Source organism: Floridaenema fluviatile BLCC-F154, from assembly GCF_041929135.1.
Lineage (GTDB): Bacteria > Cyanobacteriota > Cyanobacteriia > Cyanobacteriales > Aerosakkonemataceae > Floridanema > Floridanema fluviatile.
In genome coordinates this window covers 64,585-87,759 of record NZ_JBHFNS010000017.1, presented here as the reverse complement: position 1 = coordinate 87,759, position 23,175 = coordinate 64,585, and the positions used below count along the sequence as shown (strand labels likewise).

The 23,175-nt window shown below is 40.5% G+C and carries 24 protein-coding genes and 1 tRNA gene; 14 read left to right on the top strand and 11 right to left on the bottom strand.

The annotated features are described in order from the left end of the window. The first annotated feature begins 157 nt into the window (after nt 1–157). Nucleotides 158–1,366 (top strand): HhoA/HhoB/HtrA family serine endopeptidase, encoded by a 1,209-nt coding sequence (locus ACE1B6_RS02755; protein ID WP_413255701.1) that lies wholly within the window; start codon nt 158–160, stop codon nt 1,364–1,366. 139 nt (nt 1,367–1,505) lie between these two features. On the opposite strand, the gene ACE1B6_RS02750 is transcribed toward ACE1B6_RS02755, so the two are convergent. The 3 genes from ACE1B6_RS02750 to ACE1B6_RS02740 form a co-directional block, all read right to left on the bottom strand. Further along, nucleotides 1,506–1,862 (bottom strand): DUF760 domain-containing protein, encoded by a 357-nt coding sequence (locus ACE1B6_RS02750; protein ID WP_413255700.1) that lies wholly within the window; start codon nt 1,860–1,862, stop codon nt 1,506–1,508. Nucleotides 1,863–2,073: 211 nt separating this feature from the next. Beyond that, nucleotides 2,074–2,568: an SMC-Scp complex subunit ScpB gene (gene scpB / locus ACE1B6_RS02745; protein WP_413255699.1), complete on the bottom strand. Its 495-nt coding sequence runs from the start codon at nt 2,566–2,568 to the stop codon at nt 2,074–2,076. An 88-nt stretch (nt 2,569–2,656) separates the two neighbouring features. Then, nucleotides 2,657–3,883 (bottom strand): IS1/IS1595 family N-terminal zinc-binding domain-containing protein, encoded by a 1,227-nt coding sequence (locus ACE1B6_RS02740; RefSeq protein WP_413255698.1) that lies wholly within the window; start codon nt 3,881–3,883, stop codon nt 2,657–2,659. 82 nt (nt 3,884–3,965) lie between these two features. On the opposite strand from ACE1B6_RS02740, the gene ACE1B6_RS02735 reads away from it, so the two are divergent. The 5 genes from ACE1B6_RS02735 (at nt 3,966) to ACE1B6_RS02715 (ending at nt 8,135) form a co-directional block, all read left to right on the top strand. Then, nucleotides 3,966–5,474 (top strand): UbiD family decarboxylase, encoded by a 1,509-nt coding sequence (locus tag ACE1B6_RS02735; RefSeq protein ID WP_413255697.1) that lies wholly within the window; start codon nt 3,966–3,968, stop codon nt 5,472–5,474. 170 nt (nt 5,475–5,644) lie between these two features. Further along, a complete protein-coding gene (locus ACE1B6_RS02730; RefSeq protein ID WP_413255696.1) occupies nt 5,645–6,052 on the top strand; it encodes a DUF6232 family protein in 408 nt (135 codons plus the stop codon). A gap of 163 nt (nt 6,053–6,215) precedes the next feature. Beyond that, nucleotides 6,216–6,998: a DUF4058 family protein gene (locus tag ACE1B6_RS02725; protein ID WP_413255695.1), complete on the top strand. Its 783-nt coding sequence runs from the start codon at nt 6,216–6,218 to the stop codon at nt 6,996–6,998. Between the two features lie 42 nt (nt 6,999–7,040). Next, nucleotides 7,041–7,310, top strand: coding sequence for a type II toxin-antitoxin system HicB family antitoxin (locus ACE1B6_RS02720; protein WP_413255694.1), 270 nt, complete (start codon nt 7,041–7,043; stop codon nt 7,308–7,310). A 42-nt stretch (nt 7,311–7,352) separates the two neighbouring features. Continuing rightward, complete coding sequence (locus tag ACE1B6_RS02715) at nt 7,353–8,135, top strand: Uma2 family endonuclease (protein WP_413255693.1); 783 nt, start codon at nt 7,353–7,355, stop codon at nt 8,133–8,135. A gap of 73 nt (nt 8,136–8,208) precedes the next feature. Here the strand turns inward: ACE1B6_RS02715 and ACE1B6_RS02710 are convergent, their stop codons facing one another. The 3 genes from ACE1B6_RS02710 to ACE1B6_RS02700 are packed head-to-tail and all read right to left on the bottom strand — an operon-like array spanning nt 8,209 to nt 8,991. Continuing rightward, on the bottom strand, nt 8,209–8,634 hold the full coding sequence (locus ACE1B6_RS02710) for a type II toxin-antitoxin system VapC family toxin (protein WP_413255692.1): 426 nt from the start codon (nt 8,632–8,634) through the stop codon (nt 8,209–8,211). Then, entirely contained in the window at nt 8,631–8,867 is a 237-nt protein-coding gene (locus tag ACE1B6_RS02705; RefSeq protein ID WP_413255691.1) for a type II toxin-antitoxin system Phd/YefM family antitoxin, read from the bottom strand. The genes ACE1B6_RS02710 and ACE1B6_RS02705 overlap by 4 nt, the downstream gene beginning before the upstream one ends. Then, nucleotides 8,860–8,991 (bottom strand): hypothetical protein, encoded by a 132-nt coding sequence (locus tag ACE1B6_RS02700; protein WP_413255690.1) that lies wholly within the window; start codon nt 8,989–8,991, stop codon nt 8,860–8,862. Before ACE1B6_RS02700 ends, ACE1B6_RS02705 begins: the two co-directional genes overlap by 8 nt. A gap of 98 nt (nt 8,992–9,089) precedes the next feature. Here ACE1B6_RS02700 and ACE1B6_RS02695 point away from each other — a divergent pair, with 98 nt between their 5' ends. Then, entirely contained in the window at nt 9,090–9,869 is a 780-nt protein-coding gene (locus ACE1B6_RS02695; RefSeq protein ID WP_413255689.1) for a TdeIII family type II restriction endonuclease, read from the top strand. On the opposite strand, the gene ACE1B6_RS02690 is transcribed toward ACE1B6_RS02695, so the two are convergent. Beyond that, nucleotides 9,860–10,927: a DNA cytosine methyltransferase gene (locus ACE1B6_RS02690; RefSeq protein WP_413255688.1), complete on the bottom strand. Its 1,068-nt coding sequence runs from the start codon at nt 10,925–10,927 to the stop codon at nt 9,860–9,862. The genes ACE1B6_RS02695 and ACE1B6_RS02690 overlap by 10 nt on opposite strands. Nucleotides 10,928–11,328: 401 nt before the next feature. On the opposite strand from ACE1B6_RS02690, the gene ACE1B6_RS02685 reads away from it, so the two are divergent. Then, nucleotides 11,329–11,667, top strand: a complete 339-nt coding sequence (locus ACE1B6_RS02685) for a hypothetical protein (RefSeq protein WP_413255687.1) — start codon at nt 11,329–11,331, stop codon at nt 11,665–11,667. A 123-nt stretch (nt 11,668–11,790) separates the two neighbouring features. Here the strand turns inward: ACE1B6_RS02685 and ACE1B6_RS02680 are convergent, their stop codons facing one another. Continuing rightward, nucleotides 11,791–12,612 (bottom strand): SDR family NAD(P)-dependent oxidoreductase, encoded by an 822-nt coding sequence (locus tag ACE1B6_RS02680; protein ID WP_413255686.1) that lies wholly within the window; start codon nt 12,610–12,612, stop codon nt 11,791–11,793. Between the two features lie 645 nt (nt 12,613–13,257). Here ACE1B6_RS02680 and ACE1B6_RS02675 point away from each other — a divergent pair. The 3 genes from ACE1B6_RS02675 (at nt 13,258) to ACE1B6_RS02665 (ending at nt 16,134) form a co-directional block, all read left to right on the top strand. After that, nucleotides 13,258–14,196 (top strand): bestrophin family protein, encoded by a 939-nt coding sequence (locus ACE1B6_RS02675; RefSeq protein ID WP_413255685.1) that lies wholly within the window; start codon nt 13,258–13,260, stop codon nt 14,194–14,196. A gap of 25 nt (nt 14,197–14,221) precedes the next feature. Further along, a complete protein-coding gene (locus tag ACE1B6_RS02670) occupies nt 14,222–15,943 on the top strand; it encodes a WD40 repeat domain-containing protein (protein ID WP_413255684.1) in 1,722 nt (573 codons plus the stop codon). Between the two features lie 118 nt (nt 15,944–16,061). Continuing rightward, nucleotides 16,062–16,134, top strand: a tRNA-Glu gene (locus tag ACE1B6_RS02665). A 116-nt stretch (nt 16,135–16,250) separates the two neighbouring features. Here the strand turns inward: ACE1B6_RS02665 and ACE1B6_RS02660 are convergent. The 3 genes from ACE1B6_RS02660 to ACE1B6_RS02650 form a co-directional block, all read right to left on the bottom strand. Further along, nucleotides 16,251–17,939, bottom strand: a complete 1,689-nt coding sequence (locus ACE1B6_RS02660) for an ABC1 kinase family protein (RefSeq protein ID WP_413255683.1) — start codon at nt 17,937–17,939, stop codon at nt 16,251–16,253. A 181-nt stretch (nt 17,940–18,120) separates the two neighbouring features. Then, nucleotides 18,121–19,548, bottom strand: a complete 1,428-nt coding sequence (locus ACE1B6_RS02655) for a GAF domain-containing sensor histidine kinase (RefSeq protein WP_413255682.1) — start codon at nt 19,546–19,548, stop codon at nt 18,121–18,123. Between the two features lie 447 nt (nt 19,549–19,995). Further along, a complete protein-coding gene (locus ACE1B6_RS02650; protein WP_413255681.1) occupies nt 19,996–20,934 on the bottom strand; it encodes a hypothetical protein in 939 nt (312 codons plus the stop codon). A gap of 141 nt (nt 20,935–21,075) precedes the next feature. Here ACE1B6_RS02650 and pgl point away from each other — a divergent pair, with 141 nt between their 5' ends. The 3 genes from pgl to ACE1B6_RS02635 all read left to right on the top strand — a co-directional run bounded on the left by pgl (nt 21,076) and on the right by ACE1B6_RS02635 (nt 23,136). Then, nucleotides 21,076–21,813 (top strand): 6-phosphogluconolactonase, encoded by a 738-nt coding sequence (pgl, locus tag ACE1B6_RS02645; RefSeq protein ID WP_413255726.1) that lies wholly within the window; start codon nt 21,076–21,078, stop codon nt 21,811–21,813. An 81-nt stretch (nt 21,814–21,894) separates the two neighbouring features. After that, nucleotides 21,895–22,668: an FHA domain-containing protein gene (locus ACE1B6_RS02640; RefSeq protein ID WP_413255680.1), complete on the top strand. Its 774-nt coding sequence runs from the start codon at nt 21,895–21,897 to the stop codon at nt 22,666–22,668. A 30-nt stretch (nt 22,669–22,698) separates the two neighbouring features. Continuing rightward, on the top strand, nt 22,699–23,136 hold the full coding sequence (locus tag ACE1B6_RS02635) for an FHA domain-containing protein (RefSeq protein WP_413255679.1): 438 nt from the start codon (nt 22,699–22,701) through the stop codon (nt 23,134–23,136). The last annotated feature ends 39 nt before the right edge of the window (nt 23,137–23,175 follow it).

The window sequence follows — 23,175 nt, the reverse complement described above, 5'->3', positions numbered from 1 at the left end:
GTTCAATATCCTTCGCCATTTGTTATCGTCATTTTTCTATAGCCCTTTGTTCTGAGCTATTTTAGGTAGGACTGTCCCAGATCAGGCAGGTCGCCAGCAAAGAACAGGCTAAATTAGATTTAATTACTAGTTTGTGTTTGTTTGGGCATCATGAATTATGAGTTTATCTTTTAAACAACTGACTCTTTATTTAACTTTACTGAGTTTAGGGGGTGGGGCAGGGATCTTAGGCAACCGCTACCTACAATCAGAAAATCCTATCAGACAGACTGCCTCAATGACACCTGTAATTCCCCAACCTCTAACACCTCAGCCCAGTCCATCGTTAAGCAGAATCCCCATTTCACCGGGTAATGTTAATTTTATCGCCGAGGCTGCCCAAAAAGTTGGCCCCGCTGTGGTTCGGATTGATGCGGCGCGGAAAGTGGAAACTCGATTACCAGAATTGTTTCAAAACCCTCTATTTCGGGGGTTTTTTGGTAATGAAAAACCTGTGCCATCGGATGAACGGGTGGAACGGGGTACGGGATCTGGTGTAATTTTGTCTGGGGATGGGCGTTTGGTGACTAATGCTCATGTGGTTGCGGGAGCAGATATTGTCAGAGTAACGCTGAAGGATGGTCGCTCTCTGGATGGTCGTGTGATGGGTGTGGATCAACTTACTGATGTGGCGGTGGTGAAAATTGAGGCGAAGGATTTACCAACGGTAAGTTTGGGTAGTTCGCAAAATTTGGTTCCGGGAGAGTGGGCGATCGCGATCGGTAATCCTTTGGGTTTGGATAATACTGTGACTGTGGGCATTATCAGCGCCACGGGACGTTCTAGTTCCCAAGTCGGTGTCCCTGATAAAAGAGTTAATTTTATTCAAACTGATGCCGCTATTAACCCCGGAAATTCTGGGGGGCCTTTGTTAAACTCAAATGGCGAGGTAATTGGGATTAATACGGCGATTCGGGCGGGTGCTCAAGGGTTGGGTTTTGCGATTCCGATCGAAACTGCTCAAAGAGTCGCTAATCAACTGTTTGATAAAGGGCGTGTGGAACATCCTTTTCTAGGCGTTCAAATGGTGACTCTTTCTCCAGATATGAGACGCAAAATGCTGCAAGAAACTGACTTGAAAATTACTCAAGATCGAGGAGTCTTGATCGTTCGAGTTCTGGACAAATCGCCAGCGGAAAAAGCAGGTCTACGTGCAGGTGACATCATCGAAAAAATCGGCAACCTGACTGTTAAAGATACTACCGATGTTCAGCAAGTAGTCGAGTCTAGTGAGATTGGTACTGCCCTGGAAATGGAAGTGAACCGCAATGGTAAAAGACAAAAACTCCAAGTAAAAACAGGAGTTTATCCTAAACGGCTGAATTGAGATTGCGGACTTTAGATTCTCTAGTTAGTGTCTCTTGTGTTCTAGGCTAAGTAACTAGAGAATCTTAAATCTCAAATCCAAAATTAATCCGGTTTCACTTCCTAGAATAGCTACCGGGAGTACCATTAGTTTAAGGTGCTCAACCACCTGATTTTTCATCTTTGGCTGAGTCTGAGAGTGAATGCGACCCTAAAATGCTCTCTTCTAATTGCATCCTTTGTTCCATCTGGCGCAGAAAGTAGCCAGTCATCATCGCTGAAGCTAATAGTCCAGCCAAGTTTTCCCGATCTGTAGTAATTTCGACGTTAAAATGTTCCCCAGGCAACATCCCGACTAATCCTTGGACGTTCTGGGAAATAATTTGTTTGATTTCGGGACTGACTGACTTAGCTACACGCTCTAAAACCTCCGGCGATTGATGCTGGAGATAAGTCAATAACTCATTAGTTTGAGTATCTTGGGCGTTGCTGCTGAGATGGTTGGGGTTAAAGACCATGTGAATCCCACTTGTTTTACTACTACTAATTTAATCGATTTTGATCTGAAATATCGGGGACTGGGGACTGGGGACTGGGGATTGGGGATTGGGGACTGGGTAAGTTTTGAGGTTTCCTCTCCTCTGCCCCTCTGCCCCTCTGCCCCTCTGCCCCTCTGCCCCTCTGCCCTCTGCCCTCTGCCCTCTGCCCTCTGCCCCTCTGCCCCTTTGCTCAACTCTGTGCTGGTTGTTCGAGTACTTGGGGGAGTTCTTGGAGTTGGAAGTATTGGTAAAATTTATCTGTGACTTGGAGCCAGTACGATCGCCCGTCGGCTTGGCGGCGTTTGCGGACATAGCCTAATTCTACTAGTTCTTGTACTTGTTGGTAGGCTCCTGAACCTCTTAAGTCTACTAATTCTGTTTGGGAGATCGGACCTTTGAGGGCGATCGCTGCTAATGTACGTAAAGCTCCGACTCCTAGTTCTGGAGGGATTAAATTTTGCATCAGGTTGTGAAAGGTCGATCGCAGTTGTAAAGTGTAACCTTCTGGTGTTTCGACTACTTCTAATGCACTGTCTCGATGTGCGTAATCATGTATTAGTTCGATCAGTGCTTCTTTAACTTCGGTGCGATCGCAGCCAGCATACTCAGCGATTTCTGACAGGGAAAGTGGCTGACCTTTTAAATAAAGAATGGCTTCAATTTTAGTTGCTAAACGATGCGACATCTGATGTTTAAGTTAAATGTTACCATTTTCAAGAAACTGGTGTTTCTGGATATAGCATGATAGCATTTTCGCCATTGCTGACTACTATTTAAGCTAATTCTATTTTGTATTGATTACCCTTTTGTTGAAGTTTGAAACAACTACAGGATTTGAGAAATTTACTTAAGGTACTGCCTAAACCTAATTCTTTAATTACCGAACTGGGCGGTTTGCCATAGATATTGGTGAATTCTTTGCTTAAAGTATTAGGCGAAATATCTTCTTTGGTATTTTGCGACTTCATTTTTTTCATTAATTGAATCAAGGCTTTTTCTAATTTTTCTTTGCTGTCGATCGGTGCTAAAATATTTCCGTTGTTTGCGGTTCCGTTGCGATCGCTATTCCCTAAACCATTGCTATCATTGAGAACCACCTCTGGAGTTAAATTGTTGTTATTCCCTGATTTAGTTGCAGTTTTTGGTGCTTTTTCGCCAACAGTATTTTCTTGTTTGGCTATACTACATCTAGCTTGAAATAGTGCCGAGAAAACCGAGATTTTTGAGAGTCTTTCATCGATCGATTCTCGCTCTGACTGAAGCAAACTTTCTAATTGATTCATTAATATATCTAAACTGGGAATTTCTGTATTTAAGCTAATCGAGTAATGTTTAGTTTCTCCTGTGTGGCGATTTTCGACAATTAACTTTCCATCTTTACGGCGTACCCAATAAACAACTATACCATGATTTTGTAACTGATGACAAAGGTGCATAAATAAGCCATCAGAGGAACAAATAAATACTTCTTTAACGTGGGGATAGGTTTTAAAAATTGATGCGCCAAAAGCAATCATTTTGGCATCGGCGCTGTTTTTGCCATTGGGAACATGAATTAATTGATAACCGCGATCGTACAAATCAGCATCTTGTTTTGCCAGCGACGTATTTCGCCAATTGGCAAAAGCAAATTTAATTATCTGTGGGGATTGAGCTAAACTAACCAAAAACTTTTCTGCATTTAAGTCAATTTTTAGGTTTTCTACATCTAAAAGCAATACCGAAGGTACAGTTTCCGAAGCAGATAAAATTTCCCGATCGATTTGTATATCTGAGGGCAAAGTTTCTCGATCGTTTCTCTCAGTAAAAGCTGTGACTTCTGTCATTGATTCCGCTTCTAAATCTGTGCCAACGTCGGGCAGAGAAATTTCTGTAGTTGGCAATACAGAACTAGCTGTCTCTAAAAATTGTCGCCCACAATTTTTGCACAAATAATTTTGTCTGCCATTGCGACGACCATTTTTGCGGTAAGAAGTAGATTGGCATTGGGGACATTTCATGTTTATCCTCAAAGAAACTGTCCTGACTTAGTGCATCTTTCCCACATAATATAAAAAATGACGTTTTACAAATCTTAAAATAATGGCTAGAGATTTACGGGGATTTATTAAACTACTGGAAGAACGGGGACAATTACGGCGAATTTCGGCGTTGGTTGACCCAGATTTGGAAATTGCCGAGATTTCTAACCAAATGCTACAACGGGGTGGCCCTGCGTTATTATTTGAAAATGTTAAAGGTTCTCCTTTTCCTGTCGCTGTAAATTTAATGGGGACGGTAGAAAGGATTTGCTGGGCGATGAATATGCAGCATCCCTTAGAGTTGGAAGATTTAGGGAAAAAATTGGCGATGTTGCAACAACCAAAACCTCCGAAAAAAATTGCCCAGGCGGTAGAGTTTGGTAAAGTGTTGTTTGATGTGTTGAAGGCGAAACCAGGAAGGGATTTTTTCCCATCTTGTCAACAGGTGGTAATTCAAGGTGATGATTTAGATCTTAATCAAATTCCGATGATTCGCCCTTATTCAGGTGATGCGGGGAAGATTATCACTTTGGGATTGGTGATTACTAAAGATTGCGAAACGGGAACACCAAATGTGGGGGTTTATCGCTTGCAGTTGCAATCTCGCAACACTATGACTGTGCATTGGTTATCTGTGCGAGGTGGGGCGAGACATTTACGGAAGGCGGCGGAAAATGGGAAGAAGTTGGAAATTGCGATCGCACTAGGTGTAGATCCTCTAATTATTATGGCAGCTGCCACTCCCATTCCCGTAGATTTATCCGAGTGGTTATTTGCTGGATTATACGGTGGTTCTGGTGTTCCATTAGCGAAGTGTAAAACTGTAGATTTGGAAGTTCCCGCAGATTCGGAATTTGTTTTAGAAGGAACGATTACGCCAGGGGAAATGTTACCCGATGGCCCATTTGGGGATCACATGGGATATTATGGCGGGGTGGAAGATTCGCCATTGATTCGGTTTCAATGTGTGACGCATCGGAAAGATCCGATTTATTTGACGACTTTTAGCGGTCGTCCACCGAAGGAAGAAGCGATGATGGCGATCGCACTTAATCGCATTTACACCCCAATTTTACGCCAACAAGTCTCCGAAATTGTCGATTTCTTCCTGCCAATGGAAGCACTAAGTTACAAAGCAGCAATCATCTCCATTGATAAAGCATATCCCGGACAAGCAAGACGCGCCGCCTTAGCTTTTTGGAGTGCATTACCTCAATTTACCTACACCAAGTTCGTAATTGTCGTAGATAAAAATATCAATGTCCGCGATCCCCGCCAAGTTGTTTGGGCAATTTGTTCTAAAGTCGATCCAACCAGAGATGTTTTTATTCTGCCAAATACGCCTTTTGATAGTTTAGACTTTGCCAGTGAAAAAATAGGTTTAGGTGGACGCATGGGAATAGATGCAACTACCAAAATACCACCAGAAACCGAACACGAATGGGGCGCACCTTTAGAATCAGATCCCGGCATAGCGGCGATGGTAGAAAGACGCTGGGCGGAGTATGGTTTAGCAGATTTAGAACTAGGAGAAGTCGATCCAAATTTGTTTGGTTATGATGTGAAATAGATAGCTGAATTTACCCAAGTAATTGGGTGCTAATACCGTTTCAAGTCATTACATAGTTTCGGGTGGGTAGCTAGTCACTCCCACCCGCAGGGTAGATTGGGGAGAGTTGAAAAACTGTTCTCAATTAAAGCTATTTATCTTAATTCCACAACTTTTAAATAGCTTACAAAATGACATCATCTTATCCTGCCCAACAAACCCTTTATGACAAAGGCGGTATCCGAATCACTTCCACTTTATTGGAATACAAAAAGGTACACTATCGAATCCGTGATATCTATAAATTTCAATTAATTGAAGACAAAAAAACTGTTCAAGATTCTGACACGAATCAAGTAATTTTCGGATTATTATTTATAATAGTATCTCTCATACTTCATAATGTTTTAGGAATGATCGTAGGAATTGTATTGTTTATCATTGGTAGCAATAATAAAATTGAAGAAATTGATTACACTCTGCAAATTATTACTAATAAAGCTGAGGATATTAATATTACTCAAAAAAACAAAGATGAAATTAACGAAATCAAGAAAGCTTTGGAAAGAGCAATTTCTTTGTTGTCTTTTGGTCAATAAGGCAAGATTACCAATTCTCTGTAGAGACGTTATATATAACGTCTCTACAGCAAATTTGTATTAGAAGTTTAAAGTTTTGTCTTTTAAACGCAGATGATTTAATGAGATATTTCGATCGTGGCAAGAGATATAATGTTTCTAATGCGATCGCAGAGGTAAAACAATGCCTTCTCCATTTCCAGGCATGAATCCCTATTTAGAAAATCCTAGCTTATGGTCGGGTGTACATCACTGGTTAATTACTGAAATTGCCAGGTTTTTATCACCTAAATTACGTCCTAAATACATTGTTGCTGTGGAAGTACGAGTTTATGAAACTTTTGGGGAAAATTTGTTAGTTGGGGTTCCTGACGTAACTGTAAAACGTCAACGAAGTACAGTAAATCCCACTTCAACCAATGTTACTGTTGCTGCACCTCCAGCACAACCAATAACGGTAGAAGTTCCGGTTGCCGAAAGCATTAGACAGGGATATTTAGAAATTAGAGATGTGGATAAGAAAGAGGTAGTAACAGTAATCGAAATTCTTTCACCTGTGAATAAACGTCCTGGGGAGGGAAGGGAAGCATACACAGAAAAACAAAAGAAAATATTAGGGAGTTTGACGCATTTAGTAGAAATTGATTTATTGCGAAATTGGCAAGCGATGCCGTTTTCTAGTAATGGTATAGAAAGTGATTATCGGATTTTGGTTTGTCGTGGCGATCGTCGTCCTTCAGCAGATTTATATGCTTTTAATATACGAAATGCAATTCCTAATTTTCCCATTCCTTTAAGGTCGGAAGATGAAGAACCTGTGTTAGATTTACAGAATATATTGGATAATATTTATGATATTGCTGGTTATGATTTACAGATTAATTATAGTCGGGAATGTGTCGCAGCTTTATCAGAAATAAATGCAGCTTGGGTTGATGAAGTTTTGCAGGAACAAGGATTAAGATAATGATTGTGATGTTTGGCGATCGAACTTAGGCAGAGGTAAATAATGATTCAAGAATATATTCAGAAAGCAATGGAAGCGGCGCACTATGAAATGCTTGAGGAAGATGAAGGTTTTTATGGGGAAATTCCTGGCGCAACTGGCGTATGGGCAACAGGTAGAACTTTGGAAAGCTGTCGCCAGGAACTAAAATCCGGTCATCTATTGCATTCTGGCTCTGAAGGACAGCATAGTGAATTAACTGTTATTTCAGGTGACAGGTTAGATCAACTGAGAGATTTTTGCATTGCCGCAATAAGAAGTACGAAAATCTAAAAAATTGTAAGATTTATATGCTATTAGCAAGGAAGTATTTCTATGTTTCAATTCAAATATCCAGCAGTACAAAGTGACCCGCCTCTTTCTCCCAGAGAAACTTTGCCGACAATGTATGATTTACCTAGCGAAAACCCGGAGGAACCAGGATTGCCTGATGAATTTCATGATTTGCAACCTCAACTTTTGAGTTTTACTTTTCGTCCGCGACTGTTTTTTCCCGAACAATTGTTTTGCGGAAGTGACATGAATCTTTATTACGATGTGCGTCATCAAAACTGGTATAAACGACCAGATTGGTTTGGAGTTGTGGGAGTTCCCAGGCTTTATGATGGGGGAGATTTACGCCTGAGTTATGTAATTTGGCAAGAGGGAATTAGTCCTTTTGTTGTTGTAGAATTGCTGTCTCCGGGTACGGAAAAAGAAGATTTGGGAGAAACAAGTAGTAGTGTTAATCAACCTCCTACAAAGTGGGAAGTTTATGAGCGAATTTTGCGGGTTCCTTATTATGTGGTGTTCGATCGCTACACTGATACACTAAGAGTATTTAGTTTAGTTTCTGGTCGTTATCAAGAGTTAAATTTAACAACAGAATCAAAAGTTTGGATGCCTCCGTTGGAATTGGGTTTAGGATTGTGGCAAGGTGAATATCAAGGAATCAATCGTTTATGGTTGCGTTGGTATGATGAACAGGGAAATTTGATTTTGATGGATGCAGAAAGGGAAAAGCAACGTGCAGAAGTAGCGGAACAACGTGCTGAAGTAGCGGAACATCGGGCGGAAATTTTGGCTCAACGGTTGCGAGAGTTGGGAATTGAAATGTAGGATTTTTGGGAGTGCGATCGATTAACTTGATTTAAATTGAGAAGTGCGATCGTAGAATCAAACTCTTAGAATTCTACAGGGTTAATAATTGCACTTCAACTCCCAAAATATTAGCTGCATCTGCAAGTGTTTCGTCAGCCGTTACCAAACGCAGATTATTTGAAGCAGCAATTGCTAAATGTAGCGCATCTAGAGTGCGTAAAGGTGTATCAAAACGACCTATCCATTGCATCGCTTGCTGATAGTGAACTGATTCTAAATTGATCCGAGTATACAAACCTTCGTTGAGATGAATTTGAAATTGCTCAGTTATTTGTCTTGCTTGCTGTTCTGATATTTCTCCCATTCGCACTCGGCGGGATAATGCAGAAAACAGTTCTACTTCAACTAGCTGACTCAAGGCTGGTTGTTCTTCTATTACCAGTAATTCCCTAATAGCAATACTCAGCGCCTCTGGCAAATAGAAAGGAACAATAACACTGGTATCTAAGTAGATCAATAGCGATCCTCTTGTCTTAATTTGATTACTGTTTGACTCATAGGTTCACCCTTTAACTGAATAGAAGCGCGGAATTTATCCATTTCGCTTAACCATTGCTCTTTTGAGATCGGCGGTACTATTCTAGCTACTGGTTTTCCTGACTGTAGGAGTGTTACTTCTTCTCCTTTTGCTACTTTTTCCAGAATGGCTTGCAGGTTTTGGCTGGCTTCTTCAACAGTAATTTTAGACATTATAGTAGTGGTTATGGTACACCTTCAAGGCTACACCAATTGATCTGGGGATGAAAAGTGCGATCGCTTTTCTCGATCGATTAGCTTTAATTTGAGAAGTGCGATCGCTTCCATCTAACATCATAAGTCAGAAAATCCCAAAAATAGTAGTTGATTAGTTCCCGATCCGGTCAAAGTATAGGATACTGAAAGTCTGTCAATATTTTAGGCTCTATCTTGACTATGGATCTCCAGTTGAAAACTCAGATCAAGCAAAACTTAGAAACTTCTCTGCAAAAGTTCTTTCGCAACAAAGAAGTTAAACATTCCCATTTATTAGACTTGCTTTTTCCTCATGAAAGACGAATCAGGTCGTTAGTAGGTGGTTTAGAAACAAGTTTAGGTGTAGTTATTTGTAAACCGATCGCTGAAGTCCTAGCTAAGGCAAATGGTTTCATAGTCGAAGATAAAGACCTATTAATGCCTAACCCTTTTCCTGAACTTCTATCCCAAGAAGTTGAAGAACTTAAACAATCATTTAAAAATAATACATTAATGCCTACAGAAGAATATGTCAATAGGTTGAAAGAATCCGCACTGAAATCAGAGCGAGAAAATGTAAACTATGTTAATTCTGCTGCTAAAAAAACTGTAGATCTTTATTTATCTAAAGATGGAAAAGAATATGCTTTCGATCTCAAAAGTGTCCAAATTAATAAAAGAAGCGGTATCGATTTTAAACTACAACTAATTGATTGGTATTCCTATAGATTTTGTCAAGATCCTGCGGTAAATTTCACTGCTAAAATTGTCTTTCCTGTAAATCCTTACAAAGTAGATTGGTGGAAGCGACAAGGAGAAAAAGCTTATCCACTAGAAAAAGGCAAAGATGCTTGGGTGCAAGATGAATTTTGGGATTTTTGTTCAGGTAAAACAGACACTTGGGCGGAAATAATTGAAATTTTAGATGAGTTAGGCAAAGAGAATTTTGGAGAGCAATTTAAGGAAATATTTTATCGTTGAAGTGCAAAAAACTTAGTTTCAATAACTGATAAAGCACTAAGAATTGCTCGTCCCAAATGATATGCAAAATTAACGGGTACTGCATTGCCAATTTGTTCATATTTGGAACTTATACTACCCATAAATTCCCAATCATCAGGAAAGGTTTGAATTCTGGCATATTCTCTGACTGTAAAAGGTCTAGTTTCATCTGGATGACAGCGTTCTGTTTGCTTTTGTAATGGAGAAGTTGTCAGAGTCAAACTTGGTTCATTCCAAGAAATTCGGCGTGCCATTCCAGTTCTGCCACCTGTGAGATAATAGCTTTTTTTCATGTAACTTTTTTGCACATCTTCCGGCAAATCACGCCAGCAACCACCGGGAGGTACTAAAGCTAAAACGGCAGCTTTTTGGGGACTATATTTCATGCCTTCAGAAATAGGAACATCTTGCAAAGCATCCTTTAAAGTAAGAATTACCGGAGAAGGTTCCGGGAAACGAAATTGAATACTGGGAAGAGTGCCAACAATGATGATTCTTTCTCGCTTTTGGGGTACGTCGTAATTAACAGCATTAAGCAACTGATACTGAACTTTGTAACCTAATGATTCTAAAACAGATAGAATGATTTTTAAAGTTTTGCCTTTTTGATGACTGATTAAACCTCTAACATTTTCCGCTAAAAATATTTTCGGTTTTACTTCTTTAATACAGCGAGCAAATTCATAAAATAAAGTTCCGCGAGTATCTTCTAAACCTAAACCTTTGCCAGCATAACTAAAAGCTTGACAAGGAAATCCTCCGGTAACAACATCTGCACTCATTCCTTGAAAAGAAACTTGGGAAATGTCAGAGTGAATTACATTCCAGTTTGGGCGATTATGCCGCAGTGTAGCAATAGCATCTTTGTTAATTTCAATCAATGCTTTAGCGTCTAATCCTGCTTTTTCTAAACCTAGTGCTAAACCACCTGCACCAGCAAAAAGTTCGATGACAGTAGTACTACTAATTATTTCGGCTTTTTGCGGTTCAGTATATGGCAGAGGTGGTGGTTCAAATAAATTTAGCTGGATGTGCATGAAAGTAAATTTAATGTTGTTACAAGCTATATTTTATGATTTAAGCAGCTATATTAGCTAGTAAGCTGTTACGCATTTAAATCACTTATTAATGAGTAGGGTGCGTCAGACGGTAAAGCCTATGTAGAAAGGAAAATATCTAAATCTGACGCACCCTACAATATGACTTTTAAATGCGTAACAGCTTAACTCAACGATTGCAAGAATTGGGAATTGAAATGTAGATTGGAGAAGGCGATCGATTTAACTGGATTTAATAAGGTGCGATCGCTCCAGTTCTATTCCCAAAGTAATATGTAATCATGCTTAATCCATTTGATACAAATCCCTAGTATGACGCACTATCCCTACTAAATGTGGCAATTTATTTAGTAAAGGAACTTTGGAGCGCCAGAATTTTTATGTATCAACCAGAGGAATCAGAATTAAGAAAACCCGAAAAAACTACCGATATCCGAGTTACTGCTACTACAAAAATTTGGTCTTTAGCAACAGGAATGTTTGCTTTTTGGATGATTTTTTCACCAGCTAAAAGTAATGTTACTGTACCAGTTGTCATTGCTTCTAGCGCCGCAGCCGGGTCAGCTTTTGTCTGGCTTTCTGATGAAAAATTGTCAGATTCTTTAGAAGAAGAGCAAGTAGAAAAAATTGAAAGACGGCTGGATAAGTTAGAAACAATTGCGGCGGCTGAAGATTTTGAAATGTGGTTAACAACCAAATATATAGCATCAAGAAATTAGAACTAAAATTTAGTAGGGTGCGTCAGATAGTAAAATTTTGGAGATAATCACTAATTTTGAGTCTCTGACGCACCCTACAGCCTGATTAGTGCTGAAGCGCAACAACGTACCTGTACTTGTTAATTAATTAGAGATTCCTGCCTCTCGCAATCGTCGGTAACGTTTCGGTTTATTCTCAGGTAAAGGTGCAGCCATGAGTAAAACTCTATCTACTAGCCAAGGGGCAATTTTTTGACCCAAAACTGCTAAATGACTTTGCCATCCAATTAAAATTTCCGATCGTTCTTTTTCCAATCCAGTAATTAGAGATTGGGCAACTTTTTCGGTAGTGGTTGGTTGTACCCATTTGAACCATTGCAATTCTTTTACCATGTCGGTATCTGTTAGCGAAGGTAGCAAAGCTACTACGCGAATATTGTAGGGTGCTAACTCTCCTCGCAAAGCTTGGGTAAATCCTAAAATGGCAAATTTGGTAGCTGAATAAGTTGCCATTGTTGGTGCAGCGATTTTACCCATTAAGCTGGAAACATTAACAATTGTACCTTGTTTTTGGGCTGCCATGCGTCGGGCAATAATCCGCGTCATGGCATACATTCCCATCAAATTAATTGCGATTTCTTGCTGAACATTTGGCAAAGGAGACTTTAAGAAAGGTGATTGATGGGCAACTCCAGCACAGTTAATTAAAAGATGAATTGGGCCGTAATCTCGCCAAGCTTGGGCGATCGCAATATTCACCTTTACTAACTGCGATAAATCCAAAGGTAGCGCCACGACTTCCACACCTAAAAGCTCAATTTCGGCTGCAACTTCAGCTAAACGTTGGCGATCTCTGGCGACTAATAACAAGCGTTTTACGCCGTTTTTTGCTAGTTCTAGGGCGATCGCACGACCAATTCCACGAGAAGCTCCAGTAACTAGAGCCGTTTTTCCTTGAATATTCATAAAAACCTCCAGAGTAGAGGTCTCACACCACTTTTTGTCACCGAGTTGAAATATTTCGCTAACACAATCTCGGTAGGGAATGAGACAAAAATAACTCATGAATGACATCAAAAACTAAAGACATTTCTCAGAAACATCGCCAGGAACCTTATTTTCGTAAATTTTATCTGAGATCTGTCTTAGAGTTGGAATCAGAAAAGTTCAATGTTGATAGAAACTACCCAAAATAACCGAGTCAAGCACCAAAATTGTTAGCCATAGACATAGTAAACAACAACCAAGATGTTTCTCCTCCGCCTAGTGAAATGTAAACGTGGAGCCCTCAGAAAAACATCTTCAGGCAATTCTGGAATCACTCACAATGTAGAGCATGGGTAGTATATCTCCTAAAGTACGAGCGACATCAAGCCAGTCATAAGCACAGATTAGCAACTAAATCAAGAAATTGCAATATTTTTTTATGAAATTTCTGTGACGTTTATGTTACAAAAATGAGAAAAAATAATTGACTGAGTGCAAAGCTCTTGCTCAATCAGGAATCTGTAGGACGGGCATCTTGCCTGTCATCCCTAGTCACTACCAGTAACAGAGAGCTAGAGAGTATGATTTGTAGGAAGTTCAAAATAATTTGCCGGACAAAATCGGATGTCAACAGACAAATTACAATGGTATAAATCAGCCGTACAGTTGCGAGGTTCAGTTCTTCCGGCTGTTTTGCCCCGTGCCATATTTTGTGGCGCAATAGGCGTAATTGTTTCTGCAATGCACTATCAAGGATTAGCGGTATCTTTGCCTTTTCTGGGTAGTTTTATTCCCAATATTGTCTTAGGTTTACTGTTAGTTTTTCGGACTAACACAGCTTATGAAAGATTTTGGGAAGGACGTAAACTTTGGGGAATAATTACTAATACTACTCGGAACTTAGCCCGACAAATTTGGGTTTCGGTTGAAGAAAGAGAACCAGAAGACAGAGAGCGGAAAATTGCTACATTAAGGCTATTAGTTGCTTTTGCGATCGCCACTAAATTACACTTACGTTGCGAATCTATAAATCAAGAATTAGAAGGACTGATGAACCTAGAGCAGTATCAGAAACTCAAAGGCATGAATAATCCTCCCTTAGAAGTCGCTTTTTGGATTTCTGATTACTTACAATATCAGTACGAACGTAATTGTTTAAATAGCTATCAGTTAACTGCATTACAAACCTTAATCAATGAATTAGTAGATTGTCTAGGAGGCTGCGAACGTATTTTAAGAACACCAATTCCTCTGGCTTATGCCATTCATTTAAAACAGTTGCTACTACTTTACTGTTTGTCATTACCCTTACAAATGGTTGCTAATTTTGGTTGGTTTACTGGATTAGTTGTAATAATAATTAGCTTTACATTGCTAGGAATTGAAGAAATAGGGGTGGAAATTGAAAATCCTTTTGGTTATGATGAAAACGACTTACCATTAGATAATATCTGTGGCAATATGCGCCGTAATATTGAAGATTTAATTAGCTTGGCTCCCAGTGTTAGAAATGGGCAAGATTCTAAAACTTTTTCTGCCCAGCGATGGCAAATAGAAGGTTAGTAAAAGTGCTAACTTAAGTAAAAAAATGGACTGGACTACACCACTAAAATTCCTCCAAAATGACTTTATTCAACGCCTGAAAAAGCAAAAAGCTATGGCTCCCTCTTTGCTGGAAGCAAAAGTTCGCGGTTGTTATAGTGAAATGATTACTATTAGTGAAGAACAACTCACAGAAATTCAACACTTGTGCCAACATCAAGCCGAACAATTTGCTGAAAACCCACCTGAAGTACCTAATAAATATGAATTTTGGCTAGATTTTCAAGAACACTTCCAGCAAGAAGTTTATGAATATTTGCTGCGCGAACAACTAGTTGATGCTACTCTTAACTACTGCTTAGGAAATCAAGTGCGGAAACTAGAAATCGATCCCCTGGCTAATCTAGAATTAGATGAGGAAGGAAACTTAGGTAACGCAAGTAAGTTTACTTATATCTTAACTGAGATACCCAGAGTAAAAATCCAAGTTCATGTTTGCGATCGCCAAAGTTTTAACAGCCTCAAAAAAGACAAAGTTCGCTGGTGCGTCACCTCAAATGACCTAAAAAATTACCAAGTTTTACTATTTATGTGTTTATTGGGTTTTCCTGACACTTTCACCGCAGCAGAAATTCCCGCAATTTTCACAGGTTTTCTTCCCAGCAACCAAATTACATTTACTGGGCCAAAAACCTACCTAAAATTAACTGACTTACTTTATAGTGGAGGAATTGGTTGTTATTTCGCATCTTTTCAGAAAGCAAACATATCCCCAAAAGAACAAGTTTTCATCGCAGAAAATCTGCAAAACTTGCCAACTAATAATTCCTTAAATCAAGAAGTTGCTGGGTGGAAATCTGCCTACACTTTAACAGGACATAGTAACGCAATTAATAGTTTAGCCATCAGTTTAGGGCAAATTTTAGCTAGTGGAAGTCGCGGAGAAATTCGCCTTTGGGATCTAACCACTGGACAATTAATTAGCACTCTTTCAGAATATCCTTGGGTAAAAACTTGGGAAATAGACGAAATTAACGCTTTAGCTTTTAACCCGGACGATCGGACTTTAGTTAGCGGTGGTACAGACACAACTTTAAAAATTTGGCATCCGGGAGCAGAAGATTTAATTGATATTTTAGAACAGCATAATGGTGTAGTTCGTTGTTTAAGTTTTAATGCTAATGGACAAATTTTAGCTAGTGGTGGAGATGACAGAAAAATTTATTTATGGAACCGTCGCCAGCGAGAAGCATCTGGGACTATCTCTTGGGGTGATGGCGTTCCCCATTCCCTTACTTTTAGTCACGATGGACTTTTTATCGCCAGTGGTAGTTACCGCAAAATTAAAATTTGGTGCTTGCAAGATGAAACAGGATCGGAATCTCCTAGCGCCAAATTACTGCATACTTTAACTGCTCATTCTCACATTGTTACCGGATTAATCTTTTGCCCCGATCGGCAAACTTTAATTAGTAGCAGTCGCGATGGCACGATTAAACTTTGGCACTGGAAAACTGGGAAACTAATTCACACTATTAAAGAAGATACAGGTGCAATTTATGCGATCGCCCTCCACCCCAACGGAGAAATCATCGCCACAGGTAGCGAAGACAACACCCTCCGCCTCTGGCATCTAGCTACAGGAAAACTCCTGGGCATCTTCACCAGTCACACCCAACCCATAAACGCCGTCGCCTTCACCCCCGACGGACAAACCTTAGTCAGCGCCAGTCAAGATAAAACCATTAAAGTTTGGCAACGTAGTTGAAAGGCAGAACCCCCGCAAAAAAAAGATCGGAAAAAAACCAAATAAGGGGTTGACAGCTTAGGGGATAGTGGATATTATTATAAAGGTGTGAACGACAGGCGCGGCACACAAACGATACGCCCCCATCGTCTAGAGGCCTAGGACACCTCCCTTTCACGGAGGCGACGGGGATTCGAATTCCCCTGGGGGTATCGAAAAGAAAAACAAAGATAGGAAAGGCGAAAGAAAAAGAATTTCTTATCGCCTTTTGTTTATTTTAGGGGTAAATCTAATTTTAATCGTTGTTTGCCCCAAAGATTAACAATGCTTATTTTTCTGCTAATTTATCCAGCTTTTCTTTAAGTGTTAAATTGAATAAAGAACGTAGTAAAAACAACAGACACAACCCGGATAAAGCAAAAGCGATCGGCGCAAAAGCCCGATATTGTCCCAAAAGTAACACCGCACCACTGAGTAAAGTAAACCCAGTTAAACAAGCATAAATTAGGCTTTTAATCGCTAGGTGAATCCGTTTGAGAATGCGATCGCTAGCCTCAGACTTACTACGAAATTGTAACTCACCACTAGCAATTCTTTCCTCCCAGCGTTGCAGCACCAGTTGAGTTTTACTCGGTTGCTGTAACTTATATTTAATATAATCTCGCGTTTGTCTAGCTAATTCCCCAACACTATTAATTCGTCCTCTAGATAAAGTAATACTTTTCACAAAAGGTTGAGCCGCAGCAACTAAACTGTACTGGGGATCGAGAGTTCTTGCCACTCCATCCAAAGTAGTTAATGACTTGATAATATAAGTCATTTGTGCAGGTAATCGGAAAGGTTGTTGCTCAAACATTAGATACAACTCTTGGCGAATTTCCCCAAAAGCCTGCAAATCGATCGGTTTTTCCGTAAACTTATCTAATAAAAAAGCAATCAGTCTCTTCACCGGAGTCATATCAGCAACAGGCTCAATTAAACCCATATTAATTAAGCTGTCTAACACCGTAATTGTGTCCTTTCTTAAAACAGCAAAAAAAGTCTTTAGCATTTGATCTTTCGCCAAAGACTTAACCTCTGCCATCATGCCAAAATCATAAAAAATAATTCTTCCTGACAAACTAACAGCCATATTTCCCGGATGGGGATCGGCTTGAAAAAAACCATCAATTAACAATTGCTGTAAATAACAACAAATGCCGATTTGATTGATTCTTTTCACATTTAAACCGCAGGTTTCCAAAGTTTTCCTATCATCTATTTTAATTCCTGGGGCATATTCTAAAGTCAATACCTTCGTTGTAGTGTATTCCCAATAGACTTTGGGTACCCAAACATCAGGATTATTTTGGAAATTTTGGCGAAATCTGTCAGCGTTCTTACCTTCTTGAATGTAATCAATTTCTTGGTATAAAAGATTAAAAAACTCATTATAAATAGCTTCTAAATCATACTTAATTGTCCAAGGTAAATATCGCTGACAAAAATGTACTAATTGCCGGAGAATTTTGAAATCTAACTTAAATAAATTTTCTAATCCCGGACGTTGAACTTTCACAACTACCTCTTCTCCTGTATGTAGCCAAGCACGATGTACTTGACCTAAACTGGCAGCTGCGATCGGACGAAGTTCAAAATCACGATATAACACATAAATCGACTTACCTAACTCCAATTCAACTACCGAAATTGCCTCTTCTGCCGTAATTTGAGGAACCTTATCTTGCAATTCCGACAAAGCTTTCACATACTCCAAAGGCAACAAATCCGCACGAGTAGATAACGCCTGTCCAATTTTAATAAAAGTCGGCCCTAAATCCACTAAAGTTTCCTTCAACCACTCAGCCCGACGTTTTTTATCTATAGAAGACTTAGGAGAAAAAGTAGCATCCCACCACAAATAAAATATAAAAGTTATCGCAGCACTAAAAATATCGATCTGACGAGACAGCGGAGAATATTTCGGTCTTTGCCAGCGGGAAAGTTTTGGCGTATTTTGCTTAGCCGTTATTGCCATATAATTTAGTATCAGGAACTAAAGACTGGAGACTAAAGACTAGGGAAGCATAAAACCACACTCAAAGCCAACCAGCTTGAGGTTGAGTCAACTTCGGTTTTCGTCATTTAAGCTCACCAATCACCAATTCCTAGATTAAGTGATGAGAGTACAAAAGCAACATCAGAAAATCAAAGTATATTTATCCACCTGGCATTTGGGGTAAAGTTAACGTAAAGCAAGTTAACCATGACTGACGATCGCTCATCGGAGAGCTAGAAACAGTAATTGTCCCATTCAAATGTTCCACTAAACATTTGACCAAAGCTAATCCTAAACCAGTACCTTGAATTCCTCTTTGCATCACCCCTTCACCCCGCCGGAACTTCTCGAAAATATAGTCCTGCTCCGCTGGTGAAATACTAGAACCAATATTCGAGAGAGATAAAATAATTTCTGGCACTTTTTGATTCACTTCGTAAGTAGCACGCAAAACCACTTTTGTATCGGGTTCCGAGTACTTACCTGCATTGGTGAGCAATTCTTGGAGAATGCGGGTAATGCTCTCAGCATCGGTGTCGAATATTAGCGATCGCTTTGGTAAATGCACCTCCATATTTAATCCCTTCACCGACCACTTCTCAGTAAAAGACTGCTCTAACTTTTTGATAATCTCCCGAACATCAACCTTTTGTGGTTGCAAGCGCGATTTCTGCGTCTCCAACTCTTGTAAAGTCAGCAGATCGTTAATTAAATTAATCTCTAAATTACATTGTTGCTCTAAAATATCCAGATACCTTACCTGACGCTCAATTGTCAACCCTGGTTGACGTAACATACAAATTGCCATTCTCATACTTGCCAAAGGGTTTCGCATTTGGTCACTCATCGTACTGAGAAACTCATCTTTGAGCGCATTCAAACGACGTAACTGATCGATTTGTTGGCGAGTCTTTTCATACAGCTTAGCCTGAACCGACAAACTCCACTCCAACTGCGCCGTTCTTTCTTCCACCAAAGCAGAAGTTTGGCGCAAAGTCTGAAACTGGAGAACCGCAATACTCAGCTGAGCACTAACTAACTCCACCAACTCCAACTCCTCAGCTAGCCAAACACGAGATTGACGTTGTTGTAACGCCAAAAAACCCAATACAGTTCCTTGACTTTCCAAAGCAATCAACAGTAAATTTGGCATACTGTTAAAGTCAAAAACCGCCGCTACACACTCTCCAGAATCACTACAACCAATACAATGTTTGTTATTGAAAACTAACGGCTTAGGAGTATTGTGATAAGCCATTTGGCACAAATTACAGTCCGATAGCGAAAAAGACTGATTTATTGAACTTGGCGATTCCGAGGCTAAACTTGACCATTCATAAATCACAGTGGCTTTAGCTCTCGGAATTGGCTGTGGGGAACGGTTTTTTATCAGTGGATCTACGTATTTCAGTAATAAAATTAGACTCCGCTCGATTTGTAGAGTCCGCACTAAACCATCAACGGCTAGCTTGAGAATCGGATCTAGTTCCGTACAGCTACGGATAGCCATCGTTAACTGATTAAGCAAAGCTTGATGCCTTGATGTGTTGTCAAATTGTTTAGACAAATGAATTTGTGATATTGCCATTGCTGTTTAGTTTGACAAGGCTGAGAATTGTTGCTGTTTTCGATGCAGTCCGGCAGTAAGAACCAAATCCCAAAGGCAAAATTACCCGATTAACATTTAAACTGGTTTTAGAATAAATTAAGGTTAATTACAGTAGTTTGCTTTTGGTAACAATTACCAATGATAACTGTTCTCAAGCATTTAATCATCGGTAAATTCATCCTCCACTAACAACAAGTTCTCGAAGAGTTTTTTAGAAGATTAGCTAGCCAGATAAGTTTATTTGATATATTGATACTTCTGGTAGCAGGTTATTTATAAAATAAGCCAAGCTTATAGAAAGTGCTGAAAAGAACTTCCATCTGCTGACAGGACTGGCACTAGATTATCGTTTACCGGACAAATTTAGCATCCGTGTTTTCTCTATGATCGACTAAATTGGAGTACTCAGAACTGATATATTTCTACCTACGGCTGAACAGAGCGTTTCTTTTGGGCTTCTTTCAAAGCGATTTCGCTACTTTGGCGATACAAGACCTTTCGGTTTTGGGCTAATTTATAGCGATCGTCATTTGCTGGCACACTACTCATGAAATCCGAAGCCTTTTGCCACTTAGCAGCTATTTCTAACCACTGAGCCGGAGTTTTAGCCACTTGACCTGCCGCTACAGCTTGTTCTGCTAGTTTTACTGCTGCCACAAAGGGATCTTTCATGGGTAGGGAGACACTGGTTTCCTGAACCACAGGTTTAGCAGCAGAGATTTTCTGATTAGGGGATGATAGATTCGGCAAGGTGGCTGGGGAAGAATCTGACTTCTGCGCCGTTGTTTGACTGCCTTTTTGACTTAAATTGTGATACAAAGCCCAGCCAACTAATGAAATGGATAAACTGAATAAAGCGCCAACGATTATCCCTTGCCTCCATTGTTGTCGAGAGCGTTCCACTGGTGTTAAAGAAGCTTTCAAAGTCGGTTGTTTGCCCAAACTAAATTTTGGCTCCGACAGAGTTTCTGCCCAGCGATCCCAGAAATGACGCTTGGGTAACTTAATTTCCTCTACCCACAGCAATTGACTTTCCGGATCGCGGTTAATTTCTTCTACCCAGAGCAACTGCTGTTCTTGAATAATCCGACTATTGATTCGCGCCCTTCGGATATTGCGGGGGCTAATAGTGGTCAATATTTCCTGAATTTGCGGCACTAAGGTGGATTTTTCTAAGTTGTCCGCCTTTTCCGCTTCACATAGCAGTTGTAACAAGTCATTTTGCCGCACGGCTCTAGTTCTGACTCCGGTATCAGTCAGTTTGTCATTCAGTAGTTGAATGATGGCTGCTACGCTGCCGCTTCGTGCTTGCTTAGCAACGTTTTCTCTCGGATCTACCATTTTGGGATAAGCAGTTGTTCGCAAGTTGATCCTACAGTTTGGTTAAATGTTTATTCTAAAAGTAAATGCAAATAAACTTAACAGAGATTTTTTAGTTTAAGGTTACTATTGACCTCTGCAAATGGCAAGGTTAACACAGAAAGTACTCTTTTGCTTGAGGCACTCATGGGTAAAATTGTCGAAGTACTTCCCTCTGGGGCGGATTTAATTTCCCGAAGTCTCACCCTGGTTCAGGAAAAAATTACAGAAGCGATCGCCCAACGGGGAATTTGTACCATTGCCCTTTCCGGTGGCAGTACACCCAAAGCATTGTATGCAGCGATCGCTACTCAAAACCTGCCTTGGGAAAAAATTCATGTATTTTGGGGCGACGAACGCTACGTCCCACCAGACCATCCCGACAGCAATCAAAAAATGGCGCGACAAGCTTGGCTCGAGCGGGTAAATATTCCCAGCCGCAATATTCACCCCATGCCCACCGCTGCCGGAAATCCCACAGCTGACGCAGCACAACACCAAACCGAATTAGAAGAATTTTTCTCCCTATCAGCTGGAGAGTTACCAATTTTTGATATTGTTTTATTAGGAATGGGAGACGATGGGCATACTGCTTCTTTGTTTCCCTACACAGAGGCACTGCAAGTAAGCGATCGCCTAGTTACCGTAGGCAACAAAGACGGTCAACCTCGCTTAACCTTTACAGTACCTTTAATCAACAACGCTCGTTATGTGTTATTTATGGTTGCGGGTGTCAATAAACAGGCTGCTCTAGCCGAGGTTTTTGCCCAAGAAGCCGACGCGATCGCCTACCCAGCCCGACTGATTCAACCTCAAGGAGAACTTTGGTGGCTATTAGATGAATCAGCAGCCAGAAATCTCAATTTAGTTACCTCAGAATCATAATAAAATTTATTTAGGAGAGGAACTGGTAGCACCTAAATTCCACCACATCCCCTTGAAAATGACCTCTAGGTAAAAAACTACATGATTGTTTGTCCAAACTGCAATCACCAAAATCCAGATGGCGCAGTACAATGCGAAGCCTGCTACACGCCGTTACCAGCAACTACTAGTTGCCCTAACTGCGGTGCGCCAGTACAAACAGACGCTAGTTTCTGTGGTCAGTGCGGCTTTAGTCTCCAGAACGAAGCTGAAGCCGAAGCAGCAGAACCACAAACAGCTGCTCCCGCTACAGTAGCAATGGCTGCCGAGGCAGAGCCTTCAATCCCAGATTTGCCAGCACCCGATCCCTTGGTGCAGCCAGATCCCTTAGTGGTTAGTTCTTCTGTACCCGATCCCGAACCAGAAAATGTGAGTGTGGCAGCAAATGTCCCCCCATCTCCAGCACCATTTACCCCAGAGATGGCATCCCCTAGCAACCCCACACCAACACCAAATCAAGGCACTATTGCTCCGACTCGGATTCAGCAACAAACAGCTTTGCTGAATCACGTCCAAACTAAAACCAATATTGAATTGCCACAAAATTTATCAATTATTCATTTGGGAAAACCTAATGAGCAAATTCCCCCAGATATTGACGTTTCTGGATTTCCCAATTCCGAGGTAGTTTCCCGGGTTCACGCGGATATTCGCGTCGAGGGAGATGCCTACTATATTGAAGATGTGGGAAGCTCTAACGGAACTTACATTAACCATACGCCTTTACCAAAGGGTAATCGGCATCGATTGCGTCCTGGCGATCGCATTTCCCTTGGTAAAGGAGATCTTGTAACCTTCCTATTTCAGCTTTCCTAGTCGATCTGACCCAGAGTTAACCCTACCGATGTGATTACACTAAACCTACTACATCCGCTTCAGTCAATTCCCATTCAAAGCTGGACTTTTGAAGAGGAATCACTGATTCGGATCGGACGTGCCACCGACAATGATGTGATTCTTTATAGCGCCGTAGTCTCCCGCTACCATGTGGAACTGCGTCGTCAAGGTTCCCATTGGGAAGTAATTAATTTGGGTGCTAATGGCACATACTTAGAAGGTAAGCGCATCACTGAAGCACCGATCGGAGAAGGAGCAATGATTCGTTTAGCTCGCTCTGGCCCCCAAATCCAAATCCATCTAGGAAGCTCTGGTACAAAAGATGGACAAAAAATGACTTCGCAAAAACCAACATCAGCAGACAGCAAGCCGGAAAAATCCAGAGATACTTTAATTTATCCCAAAGGCGAACAACAAAAAGAAGATAGCACCCAAATTGATTATTAGTGGGAAAAAAAGGTGAGGGGGAAAAGGGCGGATTTTTTT